Raw genomic sequence first — 26,168 nt, 5'->3', positions numbered from 1 at the left:
CATACTGTCAGGCAGCGTGTCTCCTCAATGTATCCACGGGCTGGCCGCGTGTCTTCTTCTACACTCCCCACTAAATCCTGTGCCCTTAACCATCATGGTGCAAGTCGCACCGTTCGGGGGCGTCGCAATATTAACCGATCTTTTTCCGAATATCGTTATTTATTTTGAGCAACTTGACAGGATTTCACTTTGCTGTTTCGCGGTTGATGGACTGGATCAGGTCCTTGCCGATGCGCTCTTCCATCTGCTTTTGCACCGGCAGCAGGGCGTTGCGCCACCAGGCCTGTTCCTGCGCGCTCAGGTTGTAGATCTGGGTCTTGCCGGACTTGCGGATCGCTTCCAGCGCCATATCGTTGTCGCGCTGGGCGATGGCTTTTTCGTAAGTGGTGGCTTCCTTCATCGCGCCTTCCAGCTTGCCGCGTAGATCCGACGGCAAGCCATCCCAGAACTTCTTGTTGACGATCACCGCATAGCCCAGGTAGCCGTGGTTGGAAATGGTCAGGTGCTTCTGCACCTCATGCATCTTTTGCGTGTACATATTCGACGGCGGGTTCTCGGTGCCGTCCACCACGCCGGTCTGCAGCGCCATATAGGCTTCGGAGAAGGCCAGCGATTGCGGAACCGCACCCAGCGCGCGCATCTGGATGTCCAGCACCTTGGAAGACTGGATGCGCATCTTCAGGCCCTTGAAGTCGGCCGGCACGCGCAGCTGGCGGTTGGCCGACATGACCTTGAAGCCGTTGTCCCAGTACGCCAGGCCGGTAATGCCCTTGGTCTCGAGTTTCTTCAGCAGCGACTTGCCGATCGGGCCTTCGGTCACGTTATACAGCGCGGTCTTGTTGGGGAAGATGTAGGGCAGGTCGAAGACCTCGAATTCCTTCACGCCCAGGGGACCGAACTTGGCCAGCGAGGGCGCCAGCATCTGCACCGCCCCCAGTTGCAGCGCTTCCAGTTCTTCCTTGTCCTTATACAGTTGGCTGTTCGGGTAAACCTGGACCCTGACGCGGCCACCGGTGGCTTTTTCCGCGAGCTGTTTGAAGCGCTCCGCAGCCTGTCCCTTGGGCGTGTCCGGCGCGACAACGTGGCTGAATTTGATGACGATGGGTGCCTGCGCGAACGCTTGCGACGTGACGAGTGCGGCCGCGCCGAAGGCGGCCAGGAGGGACTTCAGATGCATAAGGTCTCCCGGCGATTTTGGTGCATTATTATTCTCACTTTATATTGTGTTCAGCGGAATGGTGGCACACAACTGTGGAAACCCACAATACAAGCAGCAACTGGATTCGATACTCTCGGCGCATGTTCAAACGCATATCACTGCCCTTTTCCATACGCTGGCTGCTGCCGGTGGTACTGGTGCTGCTGTTCGTCGCCATCGTGTTCTGGCTGCCCTGGCAGGCGCGCCAGCTTGAAAGCAATGAGCGGCAGGAGCAGTTGATCGCCGATACGCTGTGGGTTGAACAGTCGATCCGCTTCCAGCTCGGGCGCCATGAAGAGAGCTTGCGCGGCCTGGCCAATGAAATTGCCACCGGCCACCCGGCACCAGCCGACGTACAGCAGCGCATGGGCCGCATGCTGAAAAATGGCGCCGAACTGAAAAGCGTGATCCAGGTCGACCCCGAGGGCCGCGTTGTGGTGGCGAGCGAAGGGGCGGCGGCCAGCACAAGCGGCAGCGCCACGCTCGGCCCGGCTTCGCTGGCAGCGCAGGACCACGCCCGCCGCACGCACACGCCGGTCTACGCCGAGCCGGAACCGATCGGCGCAGACGCCCAGCCTGGCGCGCTGAAAATGGACCTGCTGTTCCCGATCTACAGCGGCGACAAGTGGCTGGGCAGCCTGGTGGCGACCTTCCAGCTCAGTAGCCTGCTCGATGAAATGGTGCCGTGGTGGTTCGCCCAGGACAACCAGATTTCACTGCTCGACCGCGACGACAAGGTACTGGCGCGCCGCAGTTCGGCCGGCCCCGGCCACGGCGTCTACACCCACAAACGCGCGCTCGACCTGCCCGGTGCCACCATCATCCTGATGACGGATAGCGTAAAGAGCGAGCCGAAGCTGCTGCCCAACCTGCTGGTCGGCTCCGTCATCGCCCTTTCGCTGGCCCTGTTATGGAGCTTGTTCGCACTATGGGGCCACATCTCGCGCCGCCTGGCTGCGGAAGGCGAACTGCGGCAGCAAATGAGCTTCCGCACCGCGATGGAAAACTCCCTGGTAACCGGCCTGCGCGCGCGCGACCTGGAGGGCCGCATCACCTACGTCAACCCCGCCTTCTGCCAGATGGTGGGATACCCGGCCGAAGAATTGATCGGCCGCCTGCCACCCATGCCTTACTGGGCGCCGGACGTCATGGAGGAGTACCAGCACCGCCTGGCCAGTGTTCTGGCCGGCTCTGTCACGCCGGAATTTGAGACCCTGTTCCAGCGTCCGGACGGCACCCGCATCCCGGTTCTGGTGTTCGAAGCGCCGCTGGTGGACAAGGAGGGCCGTCACACCGGCTTCATGGGCTCGATCCTCGACATCTCCGACCGCAAGCGCATGGAAGACCTGAACCGCCAGCACCAGGAAAAGCTGCAGGCCAGTGCCCGCCTGGCCACCATGGGCGAAATCGCTTCCATGCTGGCGCATGAACTGAACCAGCCGCTGGCCGCCATTTCAAGCTATACCACGGGCGCCCTGAATATCCTTGCACGCGGCGGCGAATCGGCCATGCTGAAGCCGGCGCTGGAACAGGCCGGCGCCCAGGCCCAGCGCGCCGGCCAGATCATCCGCAGCGTGCACGAATTCGTGAAGAACCGCGAATCGGAGCGCCAGGACGTGGCGCTGCAATCCATGCTCGACGCCATCCTGGTGCTGATCGAGCTGCAGGCGCGCCAGCACCACGTTTCGCTGCAAATCGAGATACCGGAATCGCTGCCGCTGGTGCGCGCCGACCGCATGCTGATTGAACAGGTGCTGCTGAACCTGACGCGCAACGGCATCGAGGCCATGGCCGACGTGCAGCCGCTGAAACGCGTGCTGCGCGTGGTGGCCGCGAACGATCCGCAGGCGGGCATGGTGGTGGTGCAGGTCATCGACCATGGCCACGGCATTCCGCAGGACGTGGCCGAGCGCCTGTTCTCGCCCTTCTTTTCGACCAAGGCGGAAGGCATGGGCATGGGCCTCAACATTTGCCGCACCGCGATCGAGTTCCACGGCGGCACATTGACCCACCGCGGCAACCCGCAAGGCGGTACCATATTCACTTTTACGCTGCCGGTCGCTGGCGGCGCCCAATAGAGCAAGTTCGGGAGACCCAGAATGCTACATATCGTTGACGATGAAGCCGTGGTACGCGATGCCCTGTCGTGGCTTGCTTCCTCGCGCGGCATCGCAGCAACCACTTACGAAAGCGCGGCTGCCTTCCTGGCCTTTGCGCAGGGCGGTGCTTTCGATGCGGAAGGAGACTGCGTGCTGCTCGACGTGCGCATGCCCGAAATCAGCGGCGTGGCGGCCTTCGACCAGTTGGCGGCGCGCGGGCTGACGGCGCGCCTGCCCGTCATCTTCCTGACCGGCCACGGCGACGTGCCGATGGCGGTCGACACGCTCAAGCGCGGCGCTTTCGACTTCTTCGAAAAGCCCTTCAATGACAACCAGTTGATGGACCGCGTGCAGGAAGGCCTGGCAGCCTCGCGCCTGGCCAGCGGCAAGGCTGCCGTACAGGCGCGCCTGGCCACGCTTTCGGGCCGCGAGCGGGAAGTGCTGGACCTGATCCTGGCCGGCAAGATGAACAAGGTGGTGGCCGATGAACTGGGCATCTCGATGCGTACCGTTGAAGTGCACCGCGCCCACATCTTCGACAAGATGCAGGTGAAGACCGCAGTCGAACTGGCCGGACTGCTGAAGTGAACTAAAAAATAATACATAAGCACTTATATATTGTGCTAGGATGGGTCCATGAAACAAGGACTCGGAACCCAGTTGCGCCATCTCATCGAACTGCTGGACGGCGCCGTGCAGCGCTCATATGTTGACGCCGGCCTCGATTACCGGCCGCGTTACACGCCCGTGATGCGCGCACTGGCCGGCGGCCAGCCATGCACCGTCAGCCAGGTAGCGGAAAGCGCCGGCATCACCCAGCCCGCTGCCACGCAGACCGTGGCCCTGATGCTGAGAGAAGGCTGGCTGGTGGCGCAGTCCAGCCCCACCGACGCGCGCCAGAAGCTGCTGCGCCTCAGCCCCCAGGGCGAACGCCTGCTGCCCGAGCTGCAGGCCTGCTGGCGCGCCACTTCTGCAGCGGCCAGTTCGCTTGATGCCGATCTGCCCTATCCCCTTGCCGAGACGCTGGCCCACGCGATCGCCGCACTGGAGCAGCAATCTTTTGACGAACGCATCCGCAAAGCAAAGGAGTAGAACGATGCAACAAACCATCCCTTCCCCGCTGCCCCAATCCTTGCCTTTGCGCAGCCGCCTGGCCCGCAATCCCGTGGTGCGCATCCTCGCCGGCATCGCTTGCGTCGCCGTGCCCTTGATCGTAACCATGATGCTGGTGCAGAACCTGGTGCCAAAAGAATTGCGCATCGCCTGGCATCACCTGCTCGCCGCGGCGCTGTGCCTGGCCGGATACCGCTTCTATGTACGCCGCTTCGAGCAGCGAGACGCCATCGAATCCGCACTGCCCGGCGCAGCGCCCGGCCTGCTGCGCGGCCTCGGCATCGGCGCCGTTTTGAGCCTTGCTGTTGCCGGCGTGCTGGCGGCGGCCGGCGCGCTGGAAATCACCGGCAGCACACACCCGGGCGCAGCCCTCAAGCCCTTGTCCGAGCAAGCCATGGTGGCGATCATGGAAGAACTGCTGTTCCGCGCGGTGCTGTTCCGCATTGTCGAGGCGCGCTGGGGCACCCTGGCGTCGCTGCTGGTGAACGTGCTGCTGTTTGCGCTGGCCCACCTGCCCAACGAACACATTACCGCGCTGGCGGTGCTCAACACCGGCGTCGCCGGGCTCGCCCTGTGCGCCGCGTGGATGCTGACACGCAGCCTGTGGCTGCCGGTCGGCGTGCATTTCGCGTGGAATTACCTGTACGACGGGGTGCTGGGCATTCCGGTCTCCGGCCATGCGGCGCGCGGCTGGCTGCAGGTACAGATGGCCGGCCCCGAATGGCTCAGCGGCGGCGCCTACGGCGTGGAAGGTTCGCTGGTCACGTTTCTTGCCTGGGGCGCAGCGGCGGCCTTGATGCTGCGCTGGCGCATCAAGCGCCCATGACCGCCTGGTTGCGGCCACCCTGCTTGGCGCGCTACAGCGCCTCGTCGGCACGCCGCACCCACTGTTCATAGCTCGCTTCATGCCTGTCGCTGACGGCGACGCCAAGGCTGACGTGGCAGCGGAACAGCCGGTTGTCGTGATTGATCTCGCAACCCGCCACGCGCTCGCGCAGGCGTTCGGCAAAGACGAACGCCCCTTCGCGCCCGGTTTCCGGCAGCACGATCAGGAATTCCTCGCCGCCACAGCGCGCCCCCACGTCAACTTCCCGCATCACCGAGCGGATGCACGCCGCCAGCATGCGCAGCGCGGCGTCGCCGCCCGGGTGGCCGTATTTGTCGTTGACCTGCTTGAAATGGTCGATATCGAGCAGCACCAGGGATGAAGCGTGGCCGGAGCGGCGCGCGCGGCGGCATTCCGCGTCGAGGTGGCGGTCGGCGGCCCGGCGGTTCAGCAGGCCGGTCAGCCCATCCGTGGTGGCCAGGCGCTCCAGGTCGATGTTCATGCGCTGCATTTCGCCCAACAGGCCATCGGTCGAATCCTGCCAATGCGAAAACACCTGGTAGCCGAAGAAGGCGATGAAAACGATGATTGCCGCGAACACCCAGTAGAAAATCCACACCGTCTGGCGGAAAACTTCCGGCGCATGGTCGGCATCAGTCCTGCCAGACCGGCAATTGGGCCCCGGGCGCAATGTGGTTGGTATAGCTCCAGATCAGGGCTCCGGACGAGTCGAAAATGCTGGCTACAAAACAAAGCTGGACATAGAACAGCAGCGATGTCAGTTGGCGCAAGTCGCGCCGCATCACCATGGCGCGGTAGCCGATCGCCAGGATGCTGAATCCGAGCGGATTGGCGCAGGCAAACAGCAGCGCCCAATGCAGCGGCATGCCGGCATACAGCGCCAGCACCAGGGTCGAACAGCAGGCGGGAATCGCGCCCCACCACCAGCCCAGGGCAAGGGTCAGGAGCAGGCCTCGGTGCCGGCCTGTTGGTGCTGAAGAACGGCCCATTTCACGTGTTCGCGCACCAGTTCCGACGGGTGCGCGCAGCGCGCCTGCAACGCAGCGAGGATCGCCGGATCGCCCTTGGCACCCATGCGTGCCGCGTTACCCAGGCCGACCGCAAGATTGCGCAGCCAGCGCTCATGGCCGATACGGCGGATCGGGCTGCCCTCCATGCGGCGGTTGAATTCCTCTTCGGTCCACGCGAACAGCTCGATCATGCCGGCGCTGCCCAGGGCATGGCGCTCGTCGAAGTCCGGCAGTGTGGCGCGCTGGGCGAACTTGTTCCAGGGGCAGACGGTCTGGCAATCGTCGCAGCCGTAGACGCGGTTGCCCAGCAAGGGCCGCAGTTCTTCCGGGATGGCGCCTTTGTGTTCGATGGTCAGGTAGGAGATGCAGCGCCGCGCATCCAGCTTGCCCGGCCCGAGAATGGCCTGGGTCGGGCAGATGTCGATGCAGGCCGTGCACTGGCCGCAGTGCGCGCCGGTCGGCTCATCCACCGGCAGCGGCAGGTCGACCAGGATCTCGCCCATGAAGAACATGGAGCCCGCGCTGCGGTTGATCAACAAGGTATGCTTGCCGCGCCAGCCCAGGCCCGACTTTTCCGCCAGCGGCAGCTCCATTACGGGCGCCGAGTCGGTGAACACGCGATAACCGAACTCCCCGACCGCCGCGCTGACCTTGTCGGCCAGCTGCTGCAGCCGCGCGCGCAGCACCTTATGATAATCGCGGCCGCGGGCATACACCGAGATCACGGCTTGCGCAGGATCGGCCAGGCGCGCCGTTTCGCGCTCGCGCCAGCCTTCGTCGGCCGCACCGGGCAGGTAATTCATGCGCGCCGTGATCACCCGCACCGTGCCCGGCACCAGTTCCGCCGGACGCGCGCGTTTCATGCCGTGGCTTGCCATATAGTCCATATCGCCGTGCATGCCGGCATCCAGCCAGGCCTGCAGCCCCGCCTCGGCGGCGGACAGGTCGATATCGGCAATGCGCACCTCCGCGAAGCCGAGTTCCAGCCCCCATGCCTTGATGCGGCTGGCTAATTCGTCTAAATTGGCTTGGGAGAGTGACACGGCCTTACAATGCGGGGAAATCCAAACCATCATTTTATTCGATGCTGCACTTTAAATCCCATCTTCACGACGAAGCCGGTACCGCGGCGCTGGGCGCGGCGCTGTCGCGCGCCCTGCTGCCCGGCATGGCGATCTACCTGCACGGCGACCTGGGCGCCGGAAAAACCGCGCTGACGCGCGCGTTGCTGCATGCGGCAGGCCATGCGGGGCCGGTAAAAAGCCCGACATATACCCTGTCCGAACCCTACCGCGTGAAAGTCGACGGCAGGCTTGCCAATGTGGTGCATTTCGACCTGTACCGCATGGGCAGTCCCGAGGAATTCCTCGATGCCGGCTTCCGCGAAGAGTTCAATCGCGAGAACGTTTGCATCGTCGAATGGCCGGAGAAGGCCGATGGCGTGTTGCCGCCGCCCGATCTACATGTTTTCCTCTCTGTAGCCGGGGCCGGACGTGATGTAGAATTGCAGCCGTCCTCCGCTCTTGGTACGTCATGCCTGCAACGCCTCCAATTCGCTCCAAACCTGTAAGCCGCCGCACGGTGCTCAAGGCCGGCGGCACCCTGCTGCTGTCGGTGCTCGCCCCCATGTCGGCGCAAGCCGCGCAGATCCTCGCTGTGCGGGTGTGGCCGGCGGAGGATTACACGCGCGTCACCCTGGAAAACGACACCGACCTCAAGGTCAAGCACTTCCTGGTTCCGGACCCGGACCGGCTGGTGGTCGACATTGAAGGCCTGGTGCTGAATTCCACGCTGAAAAGCCTGGTCGCCAAGATCGAGTCGAACGACCCGTACATCAAGGAAGTACGCGTCGGCCAGAACCGCCCGAATGTGGTGCGGCTGGTGTTCGACCTGAAAGAAAAAGTCACGCCGCAGGTATTCACGCTGGAGCCGGTCGGCAATTACAAGCATCGCCTGATTTTCGACCTTTACCCGGTCAAGGCAACCGACCCGATCGCGGCGCTGATCGAAAAGGGCGAATGGTCGCAGGATGAGAAGGACGGCGCCACCGTCGCGCAACAGCCAGCCCCCGCGGGCCAGCCGGCAGCGCCCGGCCAGGCAGGCGGCGCAAGCAGCAGCACCCAAGGCGCGTCCAGCCAGGCCGGCGTAACTGCCTCCGCGCCGAGCACCGGCACCAGCGCGCCCGGCCAGTCGCCCGCAATCGCCGCCCAATCCGGCAAACCCGCTCCTGGCGAGCCGGAACCTGCGCCGGCACACCACAAGCCGGGCCAGAAACCCGGGCCGGAAAAAATGGTCCGCATGCTCACCATCGCCCTCGACCCCGGCCATGGCGGCGAGGACCCTGGCGCAATGGGCGCGCGCGGCAGCCGCGAAAAAGACATCGTGCTGGCAATCGCCAAGCGCCTGAAAGAGAAGATCGAAGACCACCCCAATATGCGCGTCATGCTCACGCGCGATGGCGACTACTTCGTCCCGCTCGGCAAGCGCGTGGAAAAGGCGCGCAAAGTCGACGCCGACCTGTTTGTCTCGATCCACGCCGACGCTTTCGTGAAGACCAGCGCGCGCGGCTCTTCCGTGTTCGTGCTGTCCGAAAAAGGTGCAACCTCGAGCGCTGCGCGCTGGCTGGCGGACAAGGAAAACCAGGCCGACCTGATCGGCGGCGCCAATGCCAAAGGCCACGACCCGCAACTGGCCAGCGTGCTGTTCGACCTCTCCACCACCGCCCAGATCAACGACAGCATGAAAGTCGGCAAGGCCGTGCTGGGCGAAATCGGCGGTATCAACAAGCTGCACAAAGGCTCGGTCGAACAGGCCGGTTTCGCCGTGCTGAAAGCCCCGGACATCCCGTCGATCCTGATCGAGACCGCCTTCATCTCCAACCCGGAAGAGGAAGCGCGCCTGCTGGACGACGAATACCAGGACAAGATCGCGGACGCCATCGTCAAAGGTATCCGCCGCTATTTCGCCAAGAACCCGCCGCTCTCGAAAAACCGGCTCACCTGAGGAAAGCGCATGAACGAAGTTCGCATCTCCACACCTGAAGGCGCCGAAGCCACGATTTCCCTGTTCGGCGCACACTTGATGTCGTGGAAGACTGCGGACGGCAAGGAACGCCTGTTCCTGAGCCAGCGTTCAGCGCTCGACGGCAGCGCAGCCGTGCGCGGCGGCGTGCCGGTCATCTTCCCCCAGTTCGCCACGCGCGGCGACGGCCTGCGCCATGGTTTCGCCCGCACCGCCACCTGGCGCATCGTCGAGCAGGCCAACGGCTGGGCCGAACTGGCGCTGGCGCAGGGCGACCTGCCGCGCAATCGTTTCCAGTCCTGGCCACACGCCTTTGAACTGCGCCTGCGTTTCGACCTGAAAGCCAACGCCCTGGAAATGCGCTATACCGTGCGCAACACAGGCCGGCAGGACTTCAGCTGGGCCGGCGCCCTGCACACTTATTTCGCAGTTACGGAATTCGAGAAAGCCACGCTGGACGGCATGCCGTTCAGCGGTGCCCTGGACGATATCCGCCCCGCCACGCCGCGGCTACGCCTCGACACCGGCGCCGGCACATTGCAGCTGGAGCAGCAAGGCTTCTCGGAATGGGTGGTGTGGAATCCAGGAATGGAAGGCGCGGCAGCCACCGCCGACATGGACGACGGCGATTACCGCCGCTTCGTCTGCATTGAACCTGCCCAGGTGGACAAGCAGGTGCTGCAGGCCGGCACCGAATGGACCGGCCTGCACACCATCAGTTTGATTCCTTGATCATACGGCCGGAGTTGGCCTGGATCGGACGTGCATTGAACGGATACAGGCGGCTGAACAGGGCCAGTTGCGCGGGCGAGGCCTGCACCGGCTCCTTCATCACCAGCCACAGTACGCCTTCAGTGCAAGGCGGCGTGGTCAGCGAACCCATAAACGTGTAGTAATCGCGGCGCTGCGGCAGCATGTCGTTCGGGTCCAGCACGATGCTCGGCATCGCCGTATCGCCCTTTTCCAGCGGCAGGTTGTTCCACACGGTCTGGATGGTCGCTTGCGGCTTGCCGCGCTCCAGCAGCAATGCCAGCACCGCCAGCCTGCCTTCCGGATCCTTGTGCACCAGGTGCACCACCATTTCGAAACCCTTGCCGTTGACGCGCTCCTCGGCCGGGCGATGGAAGTGGAACTGCTGCAGCTCGTATGTGCGGCCGGCCACGCTCAGGTAATTGCCCGGACCGACCATTACCTGCACGGTATGGCCGTTATCGGTCACATTGAAGCCGGAGGGGCGGTAATCGAAGGCGATCTGCTCCAGGTCCACCTTCATGCCGTCACGGATATCGATCGGCGACTGGCGGCTGCCGCTTGAGCATTTGGCCCAGTCTGAATTGATTTTGGACCAGTTGGCCGGGCCGGATTCGCCCTCATACGTCCAATGGGTGCCGTACACGCGCGGCGGCGGGGCCTTGGCAGCGACTTCCGCTGCGGCGGCCTTGACGGCTTTCTGCTTGCGCGCCTTTTCAGCAGAGGCAATGCGGGCAGCCTGGTTGGCGCGCATTTCGGCCAGGCGCTGGGCGATCTTCTCCGACAGTTCCGCTTCCGCGCGCGCTTCTTCCTCGCGCTGGGCGGCGGCAGACGCCGCCGGGTTCTTGCGCGCGGGCGGGACGTACTTCGGGCCACCGGCCGCAGTGGGCTCTTTTTCAATATTCGCCCTGTCGGCAGCTGCGGCAGCGGCCAGGTTGGGGCGAATATTCGGCACGCTTTTCGACGGCGGTACGACGGGATCGGCGGCGCCTGCTGTCCCGATGACAAGACAACAGGCCGACAGGGCGATCAAGTTACGCATGTTAAATCCGGAGGAGAGACTGTTACTCCGGTTAACGGTTGCGCTGCGGGAAAACTTGAGAGCGGCTTAACGCTTGAGCATACGACGGCCCAGTTTCCAGGCACCGCCCAGTGCCATCGGCACCACGGCCGCGCTGACGCCAACCAGCACGATGGCGCTCAGGTGGTCGCGCACCCATGGAGTGTTGCCGAAGACATAACCGGCCACGCACAGCGACACCACCCAGGCCACGGCCCCGACGACGTTAAACAGCTGGAAGCGGGCATGGGTCATGTCCGATACGCCGGCCACAAATGGCGCGAAAGTACGCACCACCGGCACGAAGCGCGCCAGGATGATGGTTTTGCCGCCATGCTTCTCGAAGAATTCGTGGGTGCGGTTCAGCGCATCCTTGTTGATCCAACGATAATCATGGGTAAACACGCGCTGGCCGATTGCTTCGCCAATCCAGTAGTTGGTCGTATTACCCAAAATTGCGGCAGTCGCCAACAGGAACATCAGCAGTCCGAGGTGCATCTGGCCGGTCGCGCAGAAGGCGCCGCCAATGAACAACAGCGTATCGCCGGGGAAGAAGAAAAGTACCACCAGGCCAGTCTCGCAAAAGACGATGGCAAACAGCAGTGCATAGACATACACGCCATATTGAGCAATCAAAGTACCCATTGCGCGGTCTACGTGGACCAGCATGTCCAGCAATTGAACGAAATCCATTTATTTAAAGTCCCAAAAGGTTGCGGCGGGAATGATACCAAACTGTCTATCTTACAGGCTAAAATTGCCCGGCATCTTAGAACCTGCTTAGAACCCCACAAAGGAGACATTAGTGAAGTCCACCATGCCCGTAGTCCTGGCGTTGGCCTTACCCCTGGCCGCCATGGCCGCGCCCACCAAGGAATTGCCGCCCAAGGCGACTGTCAGCGACATCGTCAAGGCAGCGCCGCAAGCCCACTGGCGTCCTCTGGACCCGGCCAACACCCTGTACATGGACCTGCCGGCCGGCCGCGTGATCATCGAACTGGCGCCGGCTTTTGCGCCCAATCACGCCGCCAATATCCGCACCATGGCCAAGGAAGGCTACTGGGACGGGCTGTGGATCTACCGCACCCAGGACAATTTCGTGGTGCAGTGGGGCGATCCGCGCGAAGACAAGCCAAAGGCGATCGGGACGGCCAAGGCCAGGCTGGAGCAGGAATTCACGGTGCCGATGAAGAACGACGCCCAGTTCACCCGCCTGCCGGACAAGGACGGCTATGCGCAGCAGGTGGGCCACTCCAACGGCTTCCCGTCCGCGCGCGACCCGAAAACCGGCCAGGCCTGGCTGGCGCACTGCTATGGCATGGTTGGCGTGGCGCGCGGCAATGAGTCCGACAGCGGCAACGGCGGCACCCTGTACACCGTGATCGGCAACTCGCCGCGCCACCTGGACCGCAATATCACTGTGGTGGGACGTATTGTCAGCGGCATGCCGCTGCTGTCCGTGCTGCCGCGCGGCCCGGCGCCGATGGGCATGTTCGAAAAAGAAGAACAGTGGGTGCCGATCAAGTCGGTCAAGCTGGCCGCCGAAGTACCCGAGGCTGAGCGGTCGAAGTTTGAAGTGATGCGCACCGAATCGGCCAGCTTCAACTCCGTGATCGAAGCGCAGCGCAACCGCGGCGGCCCGTGGACGAAATATGCAGCCGGCCACGTTGACCTGTGCAACGTCCCCATCCCGGTACGCGAAGTGAAATAAGGAAAATGTCCACTTCGGGGTCAGGAACGAATGTGGACATTATAATGTGGCAATGAACGCGCCAACCCCTCCCCGCCCGATCCGGGCCCTGCCAGACCAACTGATTTCCCAGATCGCCGCAGGCGAGGTTGTCGAACGGCCATCGGCAGTTGTCAAAGAACTCCTGGAAAACGCCCTGGACGCCGGCTCGACCCAGGTCACCGTGCGGCTGGAAGAAGGCGGCGTCAAACGCATTTGCATTACTGACAACGGCCGCGGTATCCCGCCCGACCAGATGCCGCTGGCACTGGCGCGCCACGCGACCTCGAAAATCGCTTCGCTGGACGACCTGGAGAACGTCGGCACCCTCGGTTTCCGCGGCGAAGCCCTGGCGTCGATCGCCTCGGTGGCGGCCGTCACCCTGACCTCGCGCACCGCCGACGGCGCCCATGCCTGGGAACTGGAAGGCTCGCACGAAGGTACGGTAGTCCCTTCGTCCGGCGCCCCGGGTACCACGATCGACGTGCGCGACCTGTATTTCAATACCCCCGCGCGCCGCAAATTCCTGAAATCCGAGCAGACCGAATACGGCCACTGCGCGGAAGTGGTGCGCCGCATCGCCCTGGCGCGCCCCGACGTATCGTTTACGCTGAGCCACAACGGCAAGACCGTCGACCACTGGATGGTCAGCGACATGGCCAAGCGCAGCGCGCAGATCCTGGGCAGCAATTTCGAAGAAGCGCGCCTGGCGCTGGACGAAGGCTCCGGCGTGCTGCGCATCCACGGCTTTGCCGGCCTGCCGACTGCCTCCAAGGGCCGCGCCGACAGCCAGTACTTCTACGTCAACGGCCGCTTCGTACGCGACAAGCTGCTGGTGCACGCCGTGCGCGCCGCGTATGAGGACGTGCTGCATGGCGACCGCTATCCATCCTACGTTCTGGCGCTCGACCTCGACCCGGCACTGGTCGACGTGAACGTGCACCCATCGAAGATCGAGGTTCGCTTCCGCGACGGCCGTGCGGTGCACCAGTTCGTGTTCCACGCCGTGCAGCGCGCGCTTGCCGCGACCTCGGCCACCTCGCACGGCAGCGTGCCTTCGCCGCTGCCGGCCGCCGACAACCTGCATGCATCGGGACCTGTTTGGCGCCCGCAGGAGCAGACCAGCTTCGGCTCGATCCTGAACCCCGAGTATCGCCCGACCTTCTCGCCATCGCCGTTCGGCAGCCCTGCCGCGGGCGGCGTCGCCCAGAGCGCGGAGCGCTACGGCGCCCTGTGGTCGAACGAGCCGCGCGACAACTTCGCTCTGGGCGCGACCGCAGCGGACGGCGGCGGCGGCTTCCGCGCCTCCTCCGAATATACGCTGCCGCAAGCCACGCCAATCACCGCTTCCTCGGCCCAGCTGGCCGGTGAAGAATTCCCGCTCGGCTTCGCATTGGCGCAACTGCATGGCATCTACATCCTGGCCCAGAACAGCAAAGGCCTGGTGCTGGTCGACATGCACGCCGCGCACGAGCGCATCCTGTACGAACAGTTGAAGAATGCGCTGGACGCCCAGATCGACGGCACCGAAATGTCGGTGCAGAACCTGCTGATCCCTGTCACCTTCTACGCCGACGCAGTGGAAGTGGGCACCGTGCAGGAACACGGCGAGACCCTGAAAACACTGGGATTCGACATCGCCGTGATGTCGCCAACCACGCTCGCTGTGCGCGCCGTCCCCGCCCTGCTGAAAAATGCCGATGCCCAGACCCTGGCGCGCGACGTGATTCGCGACGTACGCGAATTCGGCGGCTCGCGCGTGCTGATCGAGCGCCGCAATGAGCTGCTTGGCACCCTGGCCTGCCACACCGCGGTGCGCGCCAACCGCATCCTGGCCGTGCCCGAAATGAACGCCCTGCTGCGCCATATGGAAGCCACAGAGCGCGCCGACCAGTGCAACCACGGCCGCCCGACCTGGGTGCAGATCGACATCAACGCGCTGGATAAACTCTTCCTGCGCGGGCAGTAAAGGCATAATGAACGAGCAGTCCAACAAGCGTCCGCTGGCGGTCGCCATCATGGGTCCGACCGCGTCCGGCAAGACCGCCGTCGCGCTGGCCATCGCACAGCAGGTGCCGTGCGAGATCATCTCCGTCGATTCCGCGCTGGTGTATCGCGGCATGGACATCGGCACCGCCAAGCCTTCAAAAGAAGAACTCGCCGCCGTGCCGCACCACCTGATCGACATCATCGACCCGCTGGACTCCTACTCGGTGGCGCAGTTCCGCACCGATACCCTGCGCCTGGTCGCTGAAATCAGCGCGCGCGGCAAGGTCCCGCTGCTGGTCGGCGGCACCATGCTGTATTACAAAGGCCTGGCCGATGGCCTGGACGAACTGCCCGGCGCCGACGCCGTCCTGCGCGCGCAACTGGACGAGGAAGCCGCCCGCATCGGCTGGCCAGCCATGCACGCACGCCTGGCACAAATCGATCCTGCAACGGCGGCCCGGCTTAAGCCCAACGACTCCCAGCGCGTCCAGCGCGCCCTGGAAATCCACGCCCTGTCCGGCAAGCCGATGTCCGAGCTGCTGGCCCAGCGCGAAAAAGAAGAGCTGCCCTTCGACCTGCTGTCGTACGCGCTCGAACCATCCGACCGGGCCTGGCTGCACCAACGCATCGCTCGCCGCTTCGACATCATGCTCGATTCCGGCTTCCTCGATGAGGTGAACACCCTGCGCGCGCGCGGCGACCTGCATCCTGGACTGCCCTCGATCCGCTGCGTCGGTTACCGCCAGGCCTGGGAATACATGGATGGCAGCATCGACTACGCGGCGATGCGCGAAACCGGCATTATTGCTACCCGCCAATTATGTAAGCGCCAGCTAACCTGGCTACGCTCCATGCCGGAACGGATCATGGTCGACTGCTGCGCCCCGGACGCCAGCGAACAATTGCAACAGCAAGTGCTTGCCAACATAGCCAGGGCGAAAACCAGTCCTTGACAGACCGCAGGCCAGCGCCGATAATGCTGGCCTGCGGTGATATAGCTCAGTTGGTTAGAGCATAGCATTCATAATGCTAGGGTCGGTGGTTCAAGTCCACCTATCACCACCAGAATTCAGGAAGCCGTTGATTCAATTGAATCAACGGCTTTTTTATTGACCAGATCCCGCTGTCGCAAGCCTGCCAATCCACGCGCTCCAGCGAAGTGGCCAGGCATGCTCAGCGTTCACGCCCCGCGTGGCGCAGCACCTGGTGACCGGCAATGCGGCTGATTTCGTCCGGTCGGTGCAGGAAGCAGGGCTTTTGTCACGTTGCGCGCAGGAATCATCTTGCGTGGGCATGGACAAGCGTAGAGGGGCCGTCAATGGTTGACAGCGTAGGCGAAACACTTCATAATGCGTGGCTCTGGTGATATAGCTCAGTTGGTTAGAGCATAGCATTCATAATGCTAGGGTCGGTGGTTCAAGTCCACCTATCACCACCAGGATTCATCAAAAAGCCTGATCCGGAAACGGTTCAGGCTTTTTTGTTTCGCCCTTGCTCATGAAGAGCGAAGCAGAGAAGGATTGCTGAAACTGCACAAGTGATTGGTCACCACCAGAGGCTGACCAGGAATGGCCTGAACCGGCAACGGTCCAGGCCATTTTTGTTTTCCGGCCCGTCCGGCAACTGCAAATCCCTCACCAGTCCAAAGCGCTCCAGGACCCGCAATGCCCACCAGCCAGGATCCCACTCCCCTTCCGCCAGCCCAAGCCGCGCCGAATGCGGGAAGGCATGGTGGTTGTTATGCCAACTCTCGCCCATGGTCAGCAGGGAAGTCCAGCGGATGTTGCGCCCTTGCACTGCGGCACCATCCACCTCATAGGACATATCGCCGTGGTTATGTGCGAAATAGCCGATCAGCCAATGGCCTGTCACACCGGCGCCGATACGGGCACACACACCCCAGCACACGAAGGCCCAGCCGCCCCAAAAATAGAACAGTAGGGCCAGCGGCAACTGCTGCAGCATCCATGTTCGTTCCAGAAACAGATAGAACGCGCTCCCGGTAATGCGTCGTTCGATGTGGATCACCGGAGGCTTGTCCAGAATCAGCTCGCAATGCAACTGCCACCAGGCGTCGCGCCAGAACCCAGCGCCGTGCCGCAGGTATGGGTGGCAATCCTGCTGCCGCTGCGCATGGTCACGCAGCTCGTGCTGGCGCAGCAAACCGATCGGCCCTGCCAGGCCAACTTGCACACCGGTCCAGACCAGCAGGTACTCCAGCCATTTGGGACATGCAAAACTGTTGTGTATCAGTTTGCGATGACTTCCCAGCGAGTGTCCGAACAGCAGCACAAACGCTGTGGCGAAGGCAAATAGCGCAATCGCTGGCAACACGGGGTATGCGAGGATGCCATACACCGCCCCGCCTCCCATCGCCACCAGCCAGAGTGACTTGGCTGGGGCATAACGCACCTGGCCGGCGCATACCGCGGCCAGGTCTTCACTGGCGACCCGATGCTTTCGTATAACGTTAGGAATCCTTTTCATGCGCCGCCCCAAAGATTTAACTATTAACTAATTAGTTAATAGTTAAATCTTTTTTCTGAACAATGTCAAGGATGCCTGAACAAATGGTGTCAAATGGCAGCAATCTGCGCGAAGCCTTCGCGCAGTTCGTCGGCATCTTCCGGGCGCACGACGCGCGCGACTTCCTTGCCATCTTTCAGGAAGACCACGGTCGGCCACAGCTTGATGCGGAAGGCGCGGCCCAGCACACGGCCGGGCCCGTCTTCCACTTTGAAGTGAGGAATGTTGGCGTACTCGCGGTACGCTTCGGCGATGGCCGGCTGGGCGCCGCGGCAATAGCCGCACCAGTTGGTGCCAAATTCCAGCACCGCAGGCCCGGTGAGCGCATCGATGTCAGCCCGGCTCGGCTGCTCTGTCTTGTACACAGTTTCCATCATGCGGACCACCTTACCATGACCACGCAGGCTTATGCGCCCGTCTGGATCTTGCCGTCGACCACACGCGGCACGTTTTGCGGATTGCTGTTGGCCAGGGTCGAAGGCAGTGCCCATTCCGGCGCATCCTGATAGCACACCGGCCGCAGGAAACGGTCGATGGCGGTAGCGCCGACCGAGGTGCTGCGCGGATCTGAGGTCGATGGGAACGGACCGCCATGCACTATCGCATGCGCCACTTCGACACCAGTCGGGAAACCGTTGAACAGGATACGGCCAGCCTTGCGCTCCAGCGTCGGCAGCAGGCCGGCGGCGATCTCTCGGTCGTCGGCGGTTGCATGCACGGTGGAGGTCAACTGGCCTTCCACATGCTCTGCGATGCGGCGCAGGTCGGCCGCGTCGCGGCAGCGCACCAGTACCGAGCTTGGGCCGAAGTTCTCGTCTTCCAGCGCAGGCGTGGACAGGAAGGTGTCGACGTCGGTGCTGTACAGGTGCGGTTGTGCCGCACAGGCAGTGCTCCCCGCGCCGCCTTGCGCCAGCAGTTCCACCTTGTCCAGCGAGGCCAGCTTGCCGACGCCGGCTTCGTACGATTTGTGGATGCCAGGGGTCAGCATGGTGGTCGACGGCTTGGCTTGCACCGCAGCCGCTGCCGCAGCAGCAAACTCGTTCAGCTCAGGGCCTTCCAGCGCAATCAGCAGGCCTGGATTGGTGCAGAACTGGCCGGAGCCCATGGTCAGTGAATCGGCAAAGCCTTGTGCGATGCGTGCAGCGCCGGCTTTCAGTGCGCCCGGCAGCAGGAACACCGGATTGATCGATGCCATTTCCGCGTACACCGGAATCGGCTCCTTGCGGGCCTGGGCGATACGCACCAGCGCCAAACCGCCGCCGCGCGAGCCGGTGAAGCCGACCGCCTTGATAGCTGGATGCGACACCAGATCGCCGCCGATCTGCACATCGCCGATCACCAGTGAGAACACGCCTTCATGCAGGCCGCAGTCGGCCACGGCTTTCTGGATCGCCTTGCCTACCAGTTCAGAGGTGCCAAGGTGCGCAGGGTGGGCTTTCACGACCACCGGGCAGCCAGCGGCCAGCGCCGACGCGGTATCGCCGCCGGCAACCGAAAACGCCAGCGGGAAGTTGGAGGCGCCGAATACGGCAACCGGACCGACGCCGATCTTGCGCATGCGCAGGTCGGATCGTGGCGGCACGCGTTCCGGCAGCGCCGAATCCAGCGTCGCTCCCAGGAACAAGCCGTCGCGCACCACCTTGGCGAACAGGCGCAGCTGGTTGACGGTACGTCCACGCTCGCCTTCCAGGCGCGCTTGCGGCAGGCCGGATTCCTGCATGGCGCGCTCAATCAGTTGCGGGCCGGCGTCGAGGATGTTCTGCGCCACGTGCTCCAGGAATTGCGCGCGCTTTTCCAGGGTGGTTTCGCGGTAGGAGTCGAATGCTTGCGCGGCCAGTTCGCAGGCGCGCTGCAGGTCGGCTGGTGTAGCCATGCCAAATGCTGGCTCGATCTCGATATTGCGGGCCGGGTCGGTAGCCTTCATCTGGCCTGCGCTGCCTTTGACGGCGGCGTGTCCGATCAACATTTCACCTGCGATCTGCATTCTTTGCTCCTTGGTATATTGGGGTCGGCAGGGCCGGAAGTTTACTTGAATTTCGCGCAAGGGTCTGTGCGCTTTTGCGCAGCTACCTTGCGGATTTCGTCATAGCTGCCCTGCAGTCCATCGGGCTCGATGAAGCCAATGGTGCGGACGTTCAGCCTGGGTTCAATGGCATTCAGCCAACGCGGTACGCCGATGTCCTTTCGCACATGGCCGTTGCCTGCGATGAGGACCACGTCGCGCGGCTGCTGCTGGCGAACCAGCTTGGCCATCCAGATATCGCGCGCCACCTGGGCATTGACCATGCCGGGCAACATCATGTCGGGCGCCATATTGCAGTGACCTTCCTGGATCGCCTTCTCCTGGCCGCGGCGCAGGTCGGAAGGCAGCGGCTCATTCAGCTTGTAGGCGGCGACGGTGGCGGCATCAAAGCTCGATGCCACGCCGTCGCGCACCACTTTCGACGCGTCTGCGCGCGACAGGTTGACGGCGACCAGCGGCAGGTGGTTGCTGAGTGCGAGCTGGATGAGCGGGTGGTACAGCTGCCAGTCCCAGCCCTTCTTGTTCATGACGTTGATCAAGCAGGACGCATCAAGGCAGCCCTTCTGCGCTTCGTCCAGCAAGCCTTGCGATTCACGGTCGAACTGTTCCATTGCGATCACGGGACGCCAGCCGGCTTCCACGCGCTGCCGCAAGTCTTCCAGGCGCAGCTTATGCGCCTCCTTGTTGTCATGCACCTCGCCCAGCAAGAGCACTTGCGGGTTGGAGGCGGTGGTGGGGGCCGTGTAGGTAACGGTTTGCTTGCTGCTGCAGCCGGCCAAAGCCAGGCCGGCCAGCAGCAGCGCGATGGTGTATGGCTTCATCGATGCGTGGTCAGGCTTTCCTCGAAAGCGTCTAGTCTAACAGGGCATGGATGGCTTTGCCGATCACCTCAGCGTGGGTCTCCAGCGCGAAATGGCCGGTATCCAGCAATTGCACGATGGCGTTCGGATTGTCGCGGCGATAGGCTTCGGCGCCAGGCGGGGTAAAGAACGGGTCGTTTTTGCCCCAGATCGCCAGCGTCGGCACCTGAGCTTTGCGGAAGAATTCCTGGAACGCCGGGTACAGCTCGAGGTTTTTCCGGTAATCGTAAAACAGCTCGAGCTGGATATCGATATTGCCTGGGCGTGCCATCAGTGCCGAGTCCAGGGTATAGGACTCGGGCGCTACGGTAGCGGGATCGGCGACACCGTGGGTGTATTGCCATTTGGTCGCTTCCGGTGTCAGGAATCCGCGCATCACGTTGGTGTTTTCTTCGTTCGGGTCGGCCCAGTGTTTGCGCATGGGGGTCCAGCCATCGCTCAAGCCTTCCAGGTAGGCGTTGCCGTTCTGCGAAACCAGGGCCGTGATGCGTTCCGGTTTGGCAGCCGCCAGGCGCAGGCCGACCGGGGCACCGTAGTCGAACACGTAGAGTGCGAATTTATCCAGTTTGATGGCTTGCAGGAAGGCCTCCATAGTGCGGGCCAGGTTGTCGAAGGTGTATTCGTAGTTGCGCGCCGCCGGCACCTCGGTAAAGCCGAAACCCGGCAGGTCGGGCGCGATCACGCGGTATTTGGTCGCCAACAGCGGGATCAGGTTGCGGAACATGTGGGAACTGGTGGGGAAACCGTGCATCAGGAGGATCGCCGGTGCGTCGGGTGCGCCTGCTTCGCGGTAGAAAATATTGACGCCGTCAGCCTGGATGGTGCGATTCATCACTAACCCCTTAAAGTTTTTTTTGATGGTTACTAGATTACTCCCACCACGTAACTTGTCAAGCTTTATTTTGATGGTTACAATAAAACCAGGAGGACAGGAAAATGATCGAGTTTTATGGCGACCATCCCGCACTGGATCTGATGAATACCGTGGTGCACGGCGAGGAAACCTGGCATGGCGATGCCGATGTCATGGCATGGCTGGCGGCGGCCGGACAGGTTACGGCGCAAGGCGGCGCGCCCGGCAACCCCGGCGAGTTGCTGGCGGCGGCACGCGCGCTGCGAGAAACCGTCCGCACTGCCGTGGCAGCCCGCAAGGCCGGCGAGCGGGTCGACGTCGCGGCGTTGAATGCAGCGCTGGCGCACGCCGAACGCCACATGGCGCTGGTAGCAGAAAGTGGGAATGGGCTGTCGCTGCAGGCCCGCTACGCTGCCGGCACGCCGCAGCAGCTGCTGGCGCCATTAGCCGAGGCGGCAGCGCAGCTGCTGGCGACGGCCGACTTCAAGCTGGTGCGCAAATGCGAAGACCACGCCTGCACGCTGTGGTTCCTGGACCGCACCAAATCGCACCGCCGCCGCTGGTGCAGCATGGCGCTGTGCGGCAACCGCAACAAGGTCGCTGCTTTCCGCCAGCGCCAGCACGAAAGCTAGCGCAGGACGAACTCGACGAAGCTGCGCACGCGCAGCGACAGGTGGCGTGCGTGCGGGTAGATCAAGTAAAAAGGCCGCGAGCAGCCGCCATGCTGCGGCAGCAGTTCGACCAGCACCCCGCTGGCCAGTTCGCGCTCCACGGCAAAGCGATAGGTCTGCGCTATGCCGCCGCCATGCACCGCCAGCGTCCCCATGCCGAGGAAGTCTTCCGCACACACGATGGCGTCGCTCCCCGCCAGCTCGATCTGCGCGCCGTCGCGCATGAACTGCCAGGGAATCAGGCGTCCCGTGCTGGGCAGCACGAACTGGATGCATTCATGGTCTGCAAGCTCCTCCAACGATCTGGGCATGCCGCGCCGCTTCAGGTAAGACGGCGATGCCACCAGCACCAGGGCCGCATCTTCCAGCTTGCGCGCGATCAGGGTTGAGTCCTGCGGCGCGCGGCCGCGCACCGCCAGGTCATAGCCCTCTTCGGCAAAGTCGATATTCCGGTTGCTGACGTGGATTTCGACCTGCACCTCCGGAAACTGCACGCGGAACGCAGCCACACGTTCCAGCAAACGGTAATGCGCATACGGCGTCGGTACGCTGATACGCAGCTTGCCCGATGGCGCGGCCTGCTGCCCCGTCACTTCGCGCTCAGCCTCCACCAATTGCGACAGCGCCTGCCGGCACTGCTCGAAATACACTTTGCCGCCATCGGTCAGGCGGATCTGGCGCGTCGTGCGCACAAACAGCCGCACACCGAGCCGCTCCTCCAGGCGCGAAATCGAACGGCTCACCGCCGCCGGCGTCACGCCTGCCAGCGCCGCCGCGGCAGTGAAGCTGCCCTGCTCCGCCGCCAGCACGAACAACTCGATACTGCCCAACTGCATATCGTCGAAATGGCGCCGCATTCATTACCCCATGTATCAAGTCAATTACCGAAAGCCATATTTATCCGCCTGAACGTCATAAGTATAGTGGACTCACCGTAACCCAACTCAAGGAGTTTCAAATGACTAAGACAGCCATCATCACCGGCGCTTCCAGCGGCCTCGGTTTCGCCATCGCCAAGGCCTACCTGGCCCGCGGCTACAACGTGGTCGGCAATGCCCGCACCATGGACCGTCTGCAAACCGCAGCGGCCCAACTGGGCAATCCGTCCAATTTCCTGCCGGTGGCTGGCGATATCGCCTCGCCGCAGACGGCCAGGGAATTGTTCGAAAAAGCGGCTGCACGTTTCGGCAAGGTCGACATCCTGGTAAATAACGCCGGCATCTTCATCGCCAAGCCGACGGTCGACTACACCGAAGCCGAGACCGACGCCCTGGTGGCGACCAACCTGAAGGGCTTCTTGTTCCCGGCGCAGGAAGCGGTGCGCCATATGGAGGCCAATGGCGGTGGCCATATCGTCAACATCACTGCCAGCCTGGGCGTGACGCCAGCCAAGGCGACCGCCCTGCTGCCTGTCCTGATCAAAGGCGGCCTGAATATGGCGACCCGCGCCCTGGCATTGGAAGTGGCCAGCAAGAACATCAAGGTCAATGCCGTGGCGCCCGGCATCATCAGCACCCCGCTGCATAGCCCGGATGCCGGCACCCAGGAATTCCTGAAAGGCCTGGTGCCGACCCACAAGATGGGCACCGCCGAAGACATCGCCGACGCGGTGCTCTACCTGACCGACTCGACCTTCATCTCCGGCCATGTGCTGACCGTCGACGACGGCGCCGCAGCCGGCAACTGGTAATCAAAGGAGAATGACATGCCCTATGTGAACATCAAAGTCACCCGAGAACAAGGCGGCCCGACCAGGGAACAGAAGAAGGAACTGATTGTCCGCACCACCCGCATGCTGCAGGAGGTGCTGGACAAAGACCCGGCGACCACCTTCGTCATCATCGACGAAGTGGAGACCGATAGCTGGGGAGTGGGATATGAAACGGTGACCGAACGGCGCGCGCGCCAGTCATAAGCCGCAAACGCTGTGGATATTGCTGAAGGCGACACCACCGACAATGGCGCGGCCAATGCAGCTGACCTTCTGCCAGCCATTGTCGGCCACAGCGAAGCCGCCGATTACCAGGGCCAGGACGACGCCACCGAGAATCAGGGCCCCTCTTATCGAATCATTAATCTTCATTGTGCGTCTGACAAAATCATGGATAAGCGATTTTAGACGCTCAACGCGACGGCGGACAACTAATTATTTGCCATCGCGTGCAATTTGCTGATCGTGCTCCAGTTGCGTGAAGTGACCGCATCGCCCAGTGCCTTGCCCATGGCGGCGGCAGCGCGGCTGGCCAGCACCCCATCCGGGCACCAGATATACGCAGCATGGCGTCCCAGCGCGAACGCTTCCGGCTGCCAGCGCTGCCGCGCCAGCGGTTCCAGCTTGCTGCGGTCTTCTTCGGGTTTATTGAGCACAGCCACCAGCAAGCGCGAATGGTCATCGGCCACGTGCTGCAGGCTGTTTTCCTTGACGATCTCAGCCAACTGGGCAGCCTCGATCACGGTGACTTTGGCGGGAACGCCGAGCTTCAAGACCAGCGCTTCCTCGATGTGCAGGGCGCTGTCGGCAGCATCGGCCGTGTCGCAATCGAACACCACATTGCCACTGTTGAGCAGCGTGCGCACGTCGCTGTATCCCATATCGCTCAGCACCTTGCGCAAGTCGGCCATCGCAACGCGTTTTGCGCGTCCGACATTTATGCCGCGCAGCAAGGCGATCAAGCGCTGCTTATCCATAAGGTTTCTCCCTGCATGGCTTCAGTATGCGGCAGAAACTGCAGTGGCGGCGCTCAGCTCACGGGCCGGGCGTGCAGCGGGGCGTCGGGATGTTTGTCTTCGTTCTCGCCGCCGGGTGTCACACGCGGAATGCGCAGCACAAAGCTGGCGCCCTTGCCCAGCGTACTGGAAACGGAAATGGTGCCGCCGAACTGCTTGACGATCAGGTTGAAGACAATGTTCAGGCCAAGGCCGGTACCGCCCTGCCCGCGCCGGGTAGTGACGAAGGGGTCGAACACCTTGTCCAGCATATCGGGGGCGATACCTTTGCCGTTGTCGACTACCTGCATCTCGATGGCGTCGCCTTCGGGAATGACGTTGATATCGATATTGCCCGCGCCGTCCGGCTCGAAGGCATGTTCGACACAGTTCAGCGTGAGGTTGGTGATAACCTGTGCCAGGGCGCCGGGATAGCTGTCCAGCATGATGTCATCCGGGCAGTTGATCGCGACCACGATGCGGGTTTTCTTCAGCTTGGGTTGCAGGCTCGACACCACCTCGCCGATGTACTCCTTCAGCTCGAAACGGCGCCGCGCTTCGCTGACCTGGTCGACTGCGATCTGCTTGAAGCTGTGGATCAGGTGTGCTGCGCGGTAAGCATTGTTCATGATCAGGCGCGCGCTTTCGCCGGCCGTGTCGATGTACTTCTGGATCTCCGACTTCCTGACCTGGCCGGCCTTCATCGACTCGTCGACGGCCGTGGTGGCATCCATCAGCACCGAGGCGCTGGTCAGGGCGATCCCGACCGGCGTATTGATTTCATGCGCCACCCCCGCCACCAGGGAGCCGAGCGAGGCCAGGCGCTCGGCCTGCAGCAGCGATTCCTGCGTGCGCCGCAGGTCGTCCAGCGCCTGCGCCGTTTCCTGCGCCGAGCGGCGCGCCAGGTCCTCCGCTTCGCGCGTGCGCTTGATAATCGATTTCACCTTGCGCTGGATGGCATTGAAGCCGCGGATCACGTCGCCCAGTTCATCGCTGCGCTTTTCCGGCAGCTCCTCCACTTCGTCGGAGCCGCGCGTCGCCAGTTCGAACAAACCGTCGCGCAACTTCTTCAAAGGGTCGAACACGATGCGCAAGGACAGCGCCAGCGCCACCACCAGGATCAGGTCCAGGGTCAGCACTTCCACCACCTTGCGCCGCACCTCGGCGGCCAGCGTGGCATCGATCTGGGCCCGGCTGAAATTCACCACCACGCGGCCGACAATCACCGGCTTCAATGCACTGCCGGCGGCGCCGGCATCGCGGTACGCCAGGTCGGCCACCACCGGGGCCCCCTGCACGGTCGTTTCGGATTCGATGGGGACGATGCTGCCGTCATCCTTGCGGCGCTTGCCGGAGAACAGGCCGACCGAAGTATCGTAGACGCGGATCGCCACCAGTTCCGGCGGCAGCATCTCGGCCGCCACGATATTGTCGACCTTGGCCTTGTCGAGGTCCCACAGCGCGGAGGGCAAGCTGGTTTGCAAACGGGTCAGCACGCCTTCGCGCAGGCGCTGGTTGGCTACTTCCAGTTCGTGACCCAGGCTGTACTGTGCGTAAGTGCCGGAAATGCCCAGCACAACGGTGACGATCACAACGAACAGTGCAGTCAGCCGGCCTTGGATACCAAACATTCACTCCCTCCCCATATTCCCACCAATGTAAGGGAAGCGGTGTCGCTTGGCAAGATTTTAAGGGTGATGCCTTTCCGTCACT

Annotated in this window: 28 protein-coding genes and 2 tRNA genes; 15 read left to right on the top strand and 15 right to left on the bottom strand. The window is 63.0% G+C overall.

From position 1 onward, the window contains the following. Positions 1 to 184 precede the first annotated feature (184 nt). Entirely contained in the window at positions 185 to 1,177 is a 993-nt protein-coding gene (locus ASD07_RS11285) for a TRAP transporter substrate-binding protein (RefSeq protein ID WP_055929559.1), read from the bottom strand. Positions 1,178 to 1,299: 122 nt separating this feature from the next. On the opposite strand from ASD07_RS11285, the gene ASD07_RS11280 reads away from it, so the two are divergent. From ASD07_RS11280 to ASD07_RS11265, 4 genes are read left to right on the top strand one after another with little or no spacing between them, the layout of a single operon-like run. Next, on the top strand, positions 1,300 to 3,276 hold the full coding sequence (locus ASD07_RS11280) for a PAS domain S-box protein (protein WP_055929556.1): 1,977 nt from the start codon (positions 1,300 to 1,302) through the stop codon (positions 3,274 to 3,276). Between the two features lie 21 nt (positions 3,277 to 3,297). Further along, positions 3,298 to 3,885 carry a response regulator transcription factor gene (locus tag ASD07_RS11275; protein WP_055929553.1) on the top strand — a complete coding sequence of 196 codons (588 nt, stop codon included), beginning with the start codon at positions 3,298 to 3,300 and terminating at the stop codon, positions 3,883 to 3,885. Positions 3,886 to 3,933: 48 nt separating this feature from the next. Continuing rightward, complete coding sequence (locus tag ASD07_RS11270) at positions 3,934 to 4,389, top strand: MarR family winged helix-turn-helix transcriptional regulator (protein WP_055929550.1); 456 nt, start codon at positions 3,934 to 3,936, stop codon at positions 4,387 to 4,389. Positions 4,390 to 4,393: 4 nt separating this feature from the next. Then, a complete protein-coding gene (locus tag ASD07_RS11265; protein WP_055929547.1) occupies positions 4,394 to 5,236 on the top strand; it encodes a CPBP family intramembrane glutamic endopeptidase in 843 nt (280 codons plus the stop codon). Positions 5,237 to 5,267: 31 nt separating this feature from the next. Here ASD07_RS11265 and ASD07_RS11260 read toward each other — a convergent pair whose 3' ends face one another. Genes ASD07_RS11260 through queG form a run of 3 tightly spaced genes read right to left on the bottom strand, consistent with a single transcriptional unit; the run spans position 5,268 to position 7,310 of the window. After that, the gene (locus ASD07_RS11260; RefSeq protein ID WP_055929533.1) at positions 5,268 to 5,855 is read right to left on the bottom strand and encodes a GGDEF domain-containing protein; all 588 of its coding nucleotides are present in this window, start codon (positions 5,853 to 5,855) and stop codon (positions 5,268 to 5,270) included. A 34-nt stretch (positions 5,856 to 5,889) separates the two neighbouring features. Continuing rightward, on the bottom strand, positions 5,890 to 6,246 hold the full coding sequence (locus tag ASD07_RS11255) for a hypothetical protein (RefSeq protein ID WP_156397968.1): 357 nt from the start codon (positions 6,244 to 6,246) through the stop codon (positions 5,890 to 5,892). Then, positions 6,198 to 7,310 carry a tRNA epoxyqueuosine(34) reductase QueG gene (gene queG / locus ASD07_RS11250; RefSeq protein WP_156397967.1) on the bottom strand — a complete coding sequence of 371 codons (1,113 nt, stop codon included), beginning with the start codon at positions 7,308 to 7,310 and terminating at the stop codon, positions 6,198 to 6,200. Before queG ends, ASD07_RS11255 begins: the two co-directional genes overlap by 49 nt. 41 nt (positions 7,311 to 7,351) lie before the next feature. Here queG and tsaE point away from each other — a divergent pair, with 41 nt between their 5' ends. Genes tsaE through ASD07_RS11235 form a run of 3 tightly spaced genes read left to right on the top strand, consistent with a single transcriptional unit; the run spans position 7,352 to position 10,020 of the window. Further along, positions 7,352 to 7,837, top strand: a complete 486-nt coding sequence (tsaE, locus tag ASD07_RS11245; RefSeq protein WP_055929528.1) for a tRNA (adenosine(37)-N6)-threonylcarbamoyltransferase complex ATPase subunit type 1 TsaE — start codon at positions 7,352 to 7,354, stop codon at positions 7,835 to 7,837. Beyond that, positions 7,801 to 9,270 carry an N-acetylmuramoyl-L-alanine amidase gene (locus tag ASD07_RS11240; RefSeq protein ID WP_055929525.1) on the top strand — a complete coding sequence of 490 codons (1,470 nt, stop codon included), beginning with the start codon at positions 7,801 to 7,803 and terminating at the stop codon, positions 9,268 to 9,270. The genes tsaE and ASD07_RS11240 overlap by 37 nt, the downstream gene beginning before the upstream one ends. Before the next feature lie 9 nt (positions 9,271 to 9,279). After that, entirely contained in the window at positions 9,280 to 10,020 is a 741-nt protein-coding gene (locus tag ASD07_RS11235) for a D-hexose-6-phosphate mutarotase (RefSeq protein WP_055929524.1), read from the top strand. On the opposite strand, the gene ASD07_RS11230 is transcribed toward ASD07_RS11235, so the two are convergent. Together ASD07_RS11230 and ASD07_RS11225 are read right to left on the bottom strand one after the other, a co-directional pair. After that, positions 10,004 to 11,080, bottom strand: a complete 1,077-nt coding sequence (locus ASD07_RS11230) for a carbonic anhydrase (protein ID WP_055929522.1) — start codon at positions 11,078 to 11,080, stop codon at positions 10,004 to 10,006. The two genes, ASD07_RS11235 and ASD07_RS11230, sit on opposite strands and share 17 nt — an antisense overlap. A 66-nt stretch (positions 11,081 to 11,146) precedes the next feature. Further along, positions 11,147 to 11,791: a VTT domain-containing protein gene (locus ASD07_RS11225; protein ID WP_055929521.1), complete on the bottom strand. Its 645-nt coding sequence runs from the start codon at positions 11,789 to 11,791 to the stop codon at positions 11,147 to 11,149. A gap of 112 nt (positions 11,792 to 11,903) precedes the next feature. On the opposite strand from ASD07_RS11225, the gene ASD07_RS11220 reads away from it, so the two are divergent. The 5 genes from ASD07_RS11220 to ASD07_RS11200 all read left to right on the top strand — a co-directional run bounded on the left by ASD07_RS11220 (position 11,904) and on the right by ASD07_RS11200 (position 16,254). Beyond that, on the top strand, positions 11,904 to 12,809 hold the full coding sequence (locus ASD07_RS11220; protein WP_307144017.1) for a peptidylprolyl isomerase: 906 nt from the start codon (positions 11,904 to 11,906) through the stop codon (positions 12,807 to 12,809). A gap of 52 nt (positions 12,810 to 12,861) precedes the next feature. Continuing rightward, positions 12,862 to 14,796, top strand: coding sequence for a DNA mismatch repair endonuclease MutL (gene mutL / locus ASD07_RS11215; protein ID WP_055929518.1), 1,935 nt, complete (start codon positions 12,862 to 12,864; stop codon positions 14,794 to 14,796). Between the two features lie 7 nt (positions 14,797 to 14,803). Further along, entirely contained in the window at positions 14,804 to 15,769 is a 966-nt protein-coding gene (gene miaA / locus ASD07_RS11210; protein WP_055929514.1) for a tRNA (adenosine(37)-N6)-dimethylallyltransferase MiaA, read from the top strand. 35 nt (positions 15,770 to 15,804) lie between these two features. Next, positions 15,805 to 15,881: transfer RNA gene (locus tag ASD07_RS11205), tRNA-Met, on the top strand. A gap of 296 nt (positions 15,882 to 16,177) precedes the next feature. Further along, positions 16,178 to 16,254: transfer RNA gene (locus ASD07_RS11200), tRNA-Met, on the top strand. A 107-nt stretch (positions 16,255 to 16,361) separates the two neighbouring features. Here the strand turns inward: ASD07_RS11200 and ASD07_RS11195 are convergent. The 5 genes from ASD07_RS11195 to ASD07_RS11175 form a co-directional block, all read right to left on the bottom strand. Continuing rightward, entirely contained in the window at positions 16,362 to 17,303 is a 942-nt protein-coding gene (locus tag ASD07_RS11195) for an acyl-CoA desaturase (RefSeq protein WP_082507264.1), read from the bottom strand. Between the two features lie 89 nt (positions 17,304 to 17,392). Continuing rightward, positions 17,393 to 17,716 (bottom strand): thioredoxin family protein, encoded by a 324-nt coding sequence (locus ASD07_RS11190; protein WP_055931752.1) that lies wholly within the window; start codon positions 17,714 to 17,716, stop codon positions 17,393 to 17,395. A gap of 32 nt (positions 17,717 to 17,748) precedes the next feature. Next, on the bottom strand, positions 17,749 to 19,326 hold the full coding sequence (locus ASD07_RS11185) for an aldehyde dehydrogenase (NADP(+)) (protein ID WP_055929511.1): 1,578 nt from the start codon (positions 19,324 to 19,326) through the stop codon (positions 17,749 to 17,751). A 41-nt stretch (positions 19,327 to 19,367) separates the two neighbouring features. Continuing rightward, on the bottom strand, positions 19,368 to 20,186 hold the full coding sequence (locus ASD07_RS11180; protein WP_055929508.1) for a ChaN family lipoprotein: 819 nt from the start codon (positions 20,184 to 20,186) through the stop codon (positions 19,368 to 19,370). Between the two features lie 31 nt (positions 20,187 to 20,217). Beyond that, positions 20,218 to 21,057, bottom strand: a complete 840-nt coding sequence (locus ASD07_RS11175) for an alpha/beta fold hydrolase (protein ID WP_055929506.1) — start codon at positions 21,055 to 21,057, stop codon at positions 20,218 to 20,220. A gap of 104 nt (positions 21,058 to 21,161) precedes the next feature. Here ASD07_RS11175 and ASD07_RS11170 point away from each other — a divergent pair, with 104 nt between their 5' ends. Further along, a complete protein-coding gene (locus ASD07_RS11170; protein WP_055929503.1) occupies positions 21,162 to 21,710 on the top strand; it encodes an ABATE domain-containing protein in 549 nt (182 codons plus the stop codon). Here the strand turns inward: ASD07_RS11170 and ASD07_RS11165 are convergent. Beyond that, the gene (locus ASD07_RS11165) at positions 21,707 to 22,606 is read right to left on the bottom strand and encodes a LysR family transcriptional regulator (RefSeq protein WP_055929500.1); all 900 of its coding nucleotides are present in this window, start codon (positions 22,604 to 22,606) and stop codon (positions 21,707 to 21,709) included. The genes ASD07_RS11170 and ASD07_RS11165 overlap by 4 nt on opposite strands. Before the next feature lie 101 nt (positions 22,607 to 22,707). Here ASD07_RS11165 and ASD07_RS11160 point away from each other — a divergent pair, with 101 nt between their 5' ends. Together ASD07_RS11160 and ASD07_RS11155 are read left to right on the top strand one after the other, a co-directional pair. Beyond that, the gene (locus ASD07_RS11160; RefSeq protein WP_055929497.1) at positions 22,708 to 23,439 is read left to right on the top strand and encodes an SDR family NAD(P)-dependent oxidoreductase; all 732 of its coding nucleotides are present in this window, start codon (positions 22,708 to 22,710) and stop codon (positions 23,437 to 23,439) included. A 15-nt stretch (positions 23,440 to 23,454) separates the two neighbouring features. Continuing rightward, on the top strand, positions 23,455 to 23,664 hold the full coding sequence (locus ASD07_RS11155) for a 4-oxalocrotonate tautomerase family protein (protein WP_055929494.1): 210 nt from the start codon (positions 23,455 to 23,457) through the stop codon (positions 23,662 to 23,664). Here ASD07_RS11155 and ASD07_RS31405 read toward each other — a convergent pair. From ASD07_RS31405 to ASD07_RS11145, 3 genes are read right to left on the bottom strand one after another with little or no spacing between them, the layout of a single operon-like run. Continuing rightward, positions 23,659 to 23,832 carry a hypothetical protein gene (locus tag ASD07_RS31405; RefSeq protein WP_200953788.1) on the bottom strand — a complete coding sequence of 58 codons (174 nt, stop codon included), beginning with the start codon at positions 23,830 to 23,832 and terminating at the stop codon, positions 23,659 to 23,661. The genes ASD07_RS11155 and ASD07_RS31405 overlap by 6 nt on opposite strands. 59 nt (positions 23,833 to 23,891) lie before the next feature. After that, positions 23,892 to 24,437: a DUF1697 domain-containing protein gene (locus ASD07_RS11150; RefSeq protein WP_055929491.1), complete on the bottom strand. Its 546-nt coding sequence runs from the start codon at positions 24,435 to 24,437 to the stop codon at positions 23,892 to 23,894. 53 nt (positions 24,438 to 24,490) lie between these two features. After that, positions 24,491 to 26,086: a sensor histidine kinase gene (locus tag ASD07_RS11145; protein WP_055929488.1), complete on the bottom strand. Its 1,596-nt coding sequence runs from the start codon at positions 26,084 to 26,086 to the stop codon at positions 24,491 to 24,493. Between the last annotated feature and the right edge of the window lie 82 nt (positions 26,087 to 26,168).

Source organism: Duganella sp. Root336D2 (genome assembly GCF_001425005.1).
In the GTDB taxonomy this organism is placed as follows: Bacteria; Pseudomonadota; Gammaproteobacteria; order Burkholderiales; family Burkholderiaceae_D; genus Rugamonas.
This window is presented reverse-complemented; position numbering and strand designations above follow the sequence as displayed.

What these genes read in the sequence shown, in the direction of transcription:
- ASD07_RS11195 (WP_082507264.1), bottom strand. Translation starts at nt 17,303, where the DNA reads ATGAAAAGGATTCCTAACGTTATACGAAAGCATCGGGTCGCCAGTGAA.
- ASD07_RS11155 (WP_055929494.1), top strand. Translation starts at nt 23,455, where the DNA reads ATGCCCTATGTGAACATCAAAGTCACCCGAGAACAAGGCGGCCCGACC.
- ASD07_RS11265 (WP_055929547.1), top strand. Translation starts at nt 4,394, where the DNA reads ATGCAACAAACCATCCCTTCCCCGCTGCCCCAATCCTTGCCTTTGCGC.
- tsaE (WP_055929528.1), top strand. Translation starts at nt 7,352, where the DNA reads ATGCTGCACTTTAAATCCCATCTTCACGACGAAGCCGGTACCGCGGCG.
- ASD07_RS11165 (WP_055929500.1), bottom strand. Translation starts at nt 22,606, where the DNA reads ATGCGGCGCCATTTCGACGATATGCAGTTGGGCAGTATCGAGTTGTTC.
- ASD07_RS11240 (WP_055929525.1), top strand. Translation starts at nt 7,801, where the DNA reads ATGCCTGCAACGCCTCCAATTCGCTCCAAACCTGTAAGCCGCCGCACG.
- ASD07_RS11255 (WP_156397968.1), bottom strand. Translation starts at nt 6,246, where the DNA reads ATGGGCCGTTCTTCAGCACCAACAGGCCGGCACCGAGGCCTGCTCCTG.
- ASD07_RS11180 (WP_055929508.1), bottom strand. Translation starts at nt 20,186, where the DNA reads ATGAAGCCATACACCATCGCGCTGCTGCTGGCCGGCCTGGCTTTGGCC.
- ASD07_RS11270 (WP_055929550.1), top strand. Translation starts at nt 3,934, where the DNA reads ATGAAACAAGGACTCGGAACCCAGTTGCGCCATCTCATCGAACTGCTG.
- ASD07_RS11285 (WP_055929559.1), bottom strand. Translation starts at nt 1,177, where the DNA reads ATGCATCTGAAGTCCCTCCTGGCCGCCTTCGGCGCGGCCGCACTCGTC.
- ASD07_RS11185 (WP_055929511.1), bottom strand. Translation starts at nt 19,326, where the DNA reads ATGCAGATCGCAGGTGAAATGTTGATCGGACACGCCGCCGTCAAAGGC.
- ASD07_RS11190 (WP_055931752.1), bottom strand. Translation starts at nt 17,716, where the DNA reads ATGGAAACTGTGTACAAGACAGAGCAGCCGAGCCGGGCTGACATCGAT.
- miaA (WP_055929514.1), top strand. Translation starts at nt 14,804, where the DNA reads ATGAACGAGCAGTCCAACAAGCGTCCGCTGGCGGTCGCCATCATGGGT.
- ASD07_RS11160 (WP_055929497.1), top strand. Translation starts at nt 22,708, where the DNA reads ATGACTAAGACAGCCATCATCACCGGCGCTTCCAGCGGCCTCGGTTTC.
- ASD07_RS11170 (WP_055929503.1), top strand. Translation starts at nt 21,162, where the DNA reads ATGATCGAGTTTTATGGCGACCATCCCGCACTGGATCTGATGAATACC.
- ASD07_RS11280 (WP_055929556.1), top strand. Translation starts at nt 1,300, where the DNA reads ATGTTCAAACGCATATCACTGCCCTTTTCCATACGCTGGCTGCTGCCG.
- ASD07_RS11230 (WP_055929522.1), bottom strand. Translation starts at nt 11,080, where the DNA reads ATGCGTAACTTGATCGCCCTGTCGGCCTGTTGTCTTGTCATCGGGACA.
- ASD07_RS11235 (WP_055929524.1), top strand. Translation starts at nt 9,280, where the DNA reads ATGAACGAAGTTCGCATCTCCACACCTGAAGGCGCCGAAGCCACGATT.
- ASD07_RS11225 (WP_055929521.1), bottom strand. Translation starts at nt 11,791, where the DNA reads ATGGATTTCGTTCAATTGCTGGACATGCTGGTCCACGTAGACCGCGCA.
- ASD07_RS11150 (WP_055929491.1), bottom strand. Translation starts at nt 24,437, where the DNA reads ATGGATAAGCAGCGCTTGATCGCCTTGCTGCGCGGCATAAATGTCGGA.
- ASD07_RS11275 (WP_055929553.1), top strand. Translation starts at nt 3,298, where the DNA reads ATGCTACATATCGTTGACGATGAAGCCGTGGTACGCGATGCCCTGTCG.
- ASD07_RS11175 (WP_055929506.1), bottom strand. Translation starts at nt 21,057, where the DNA reads ATGAATCGCACCATCCAGGCTGACGGCGTCAATATTTTCTACCGCGAA.
- ASD07_RS11145 (WP_055929488.1), bottom strand. Translation starts at nt 26,086, where the DNA reads ATGTTTGGTATCCAAGGCCGGCTGACTGCACTGTTCGTTGTGATCGTC.
- ASD07_RS31405 (WP_200953788.1), bottom strand. Translation starts at nt 23,832, where the DNA reads ATGAAGATTAATGATTCGATAAGAGGGGCCCTGATTCTCGGTGGCGTC.
- mutL (WP_055929518.1), top strand. Translation starts at nt 12,862, where the DNA reads ATGAACGCGCCAACCCCTCCCCGCCCGATCCGGGCCCTGCCAGACCAA.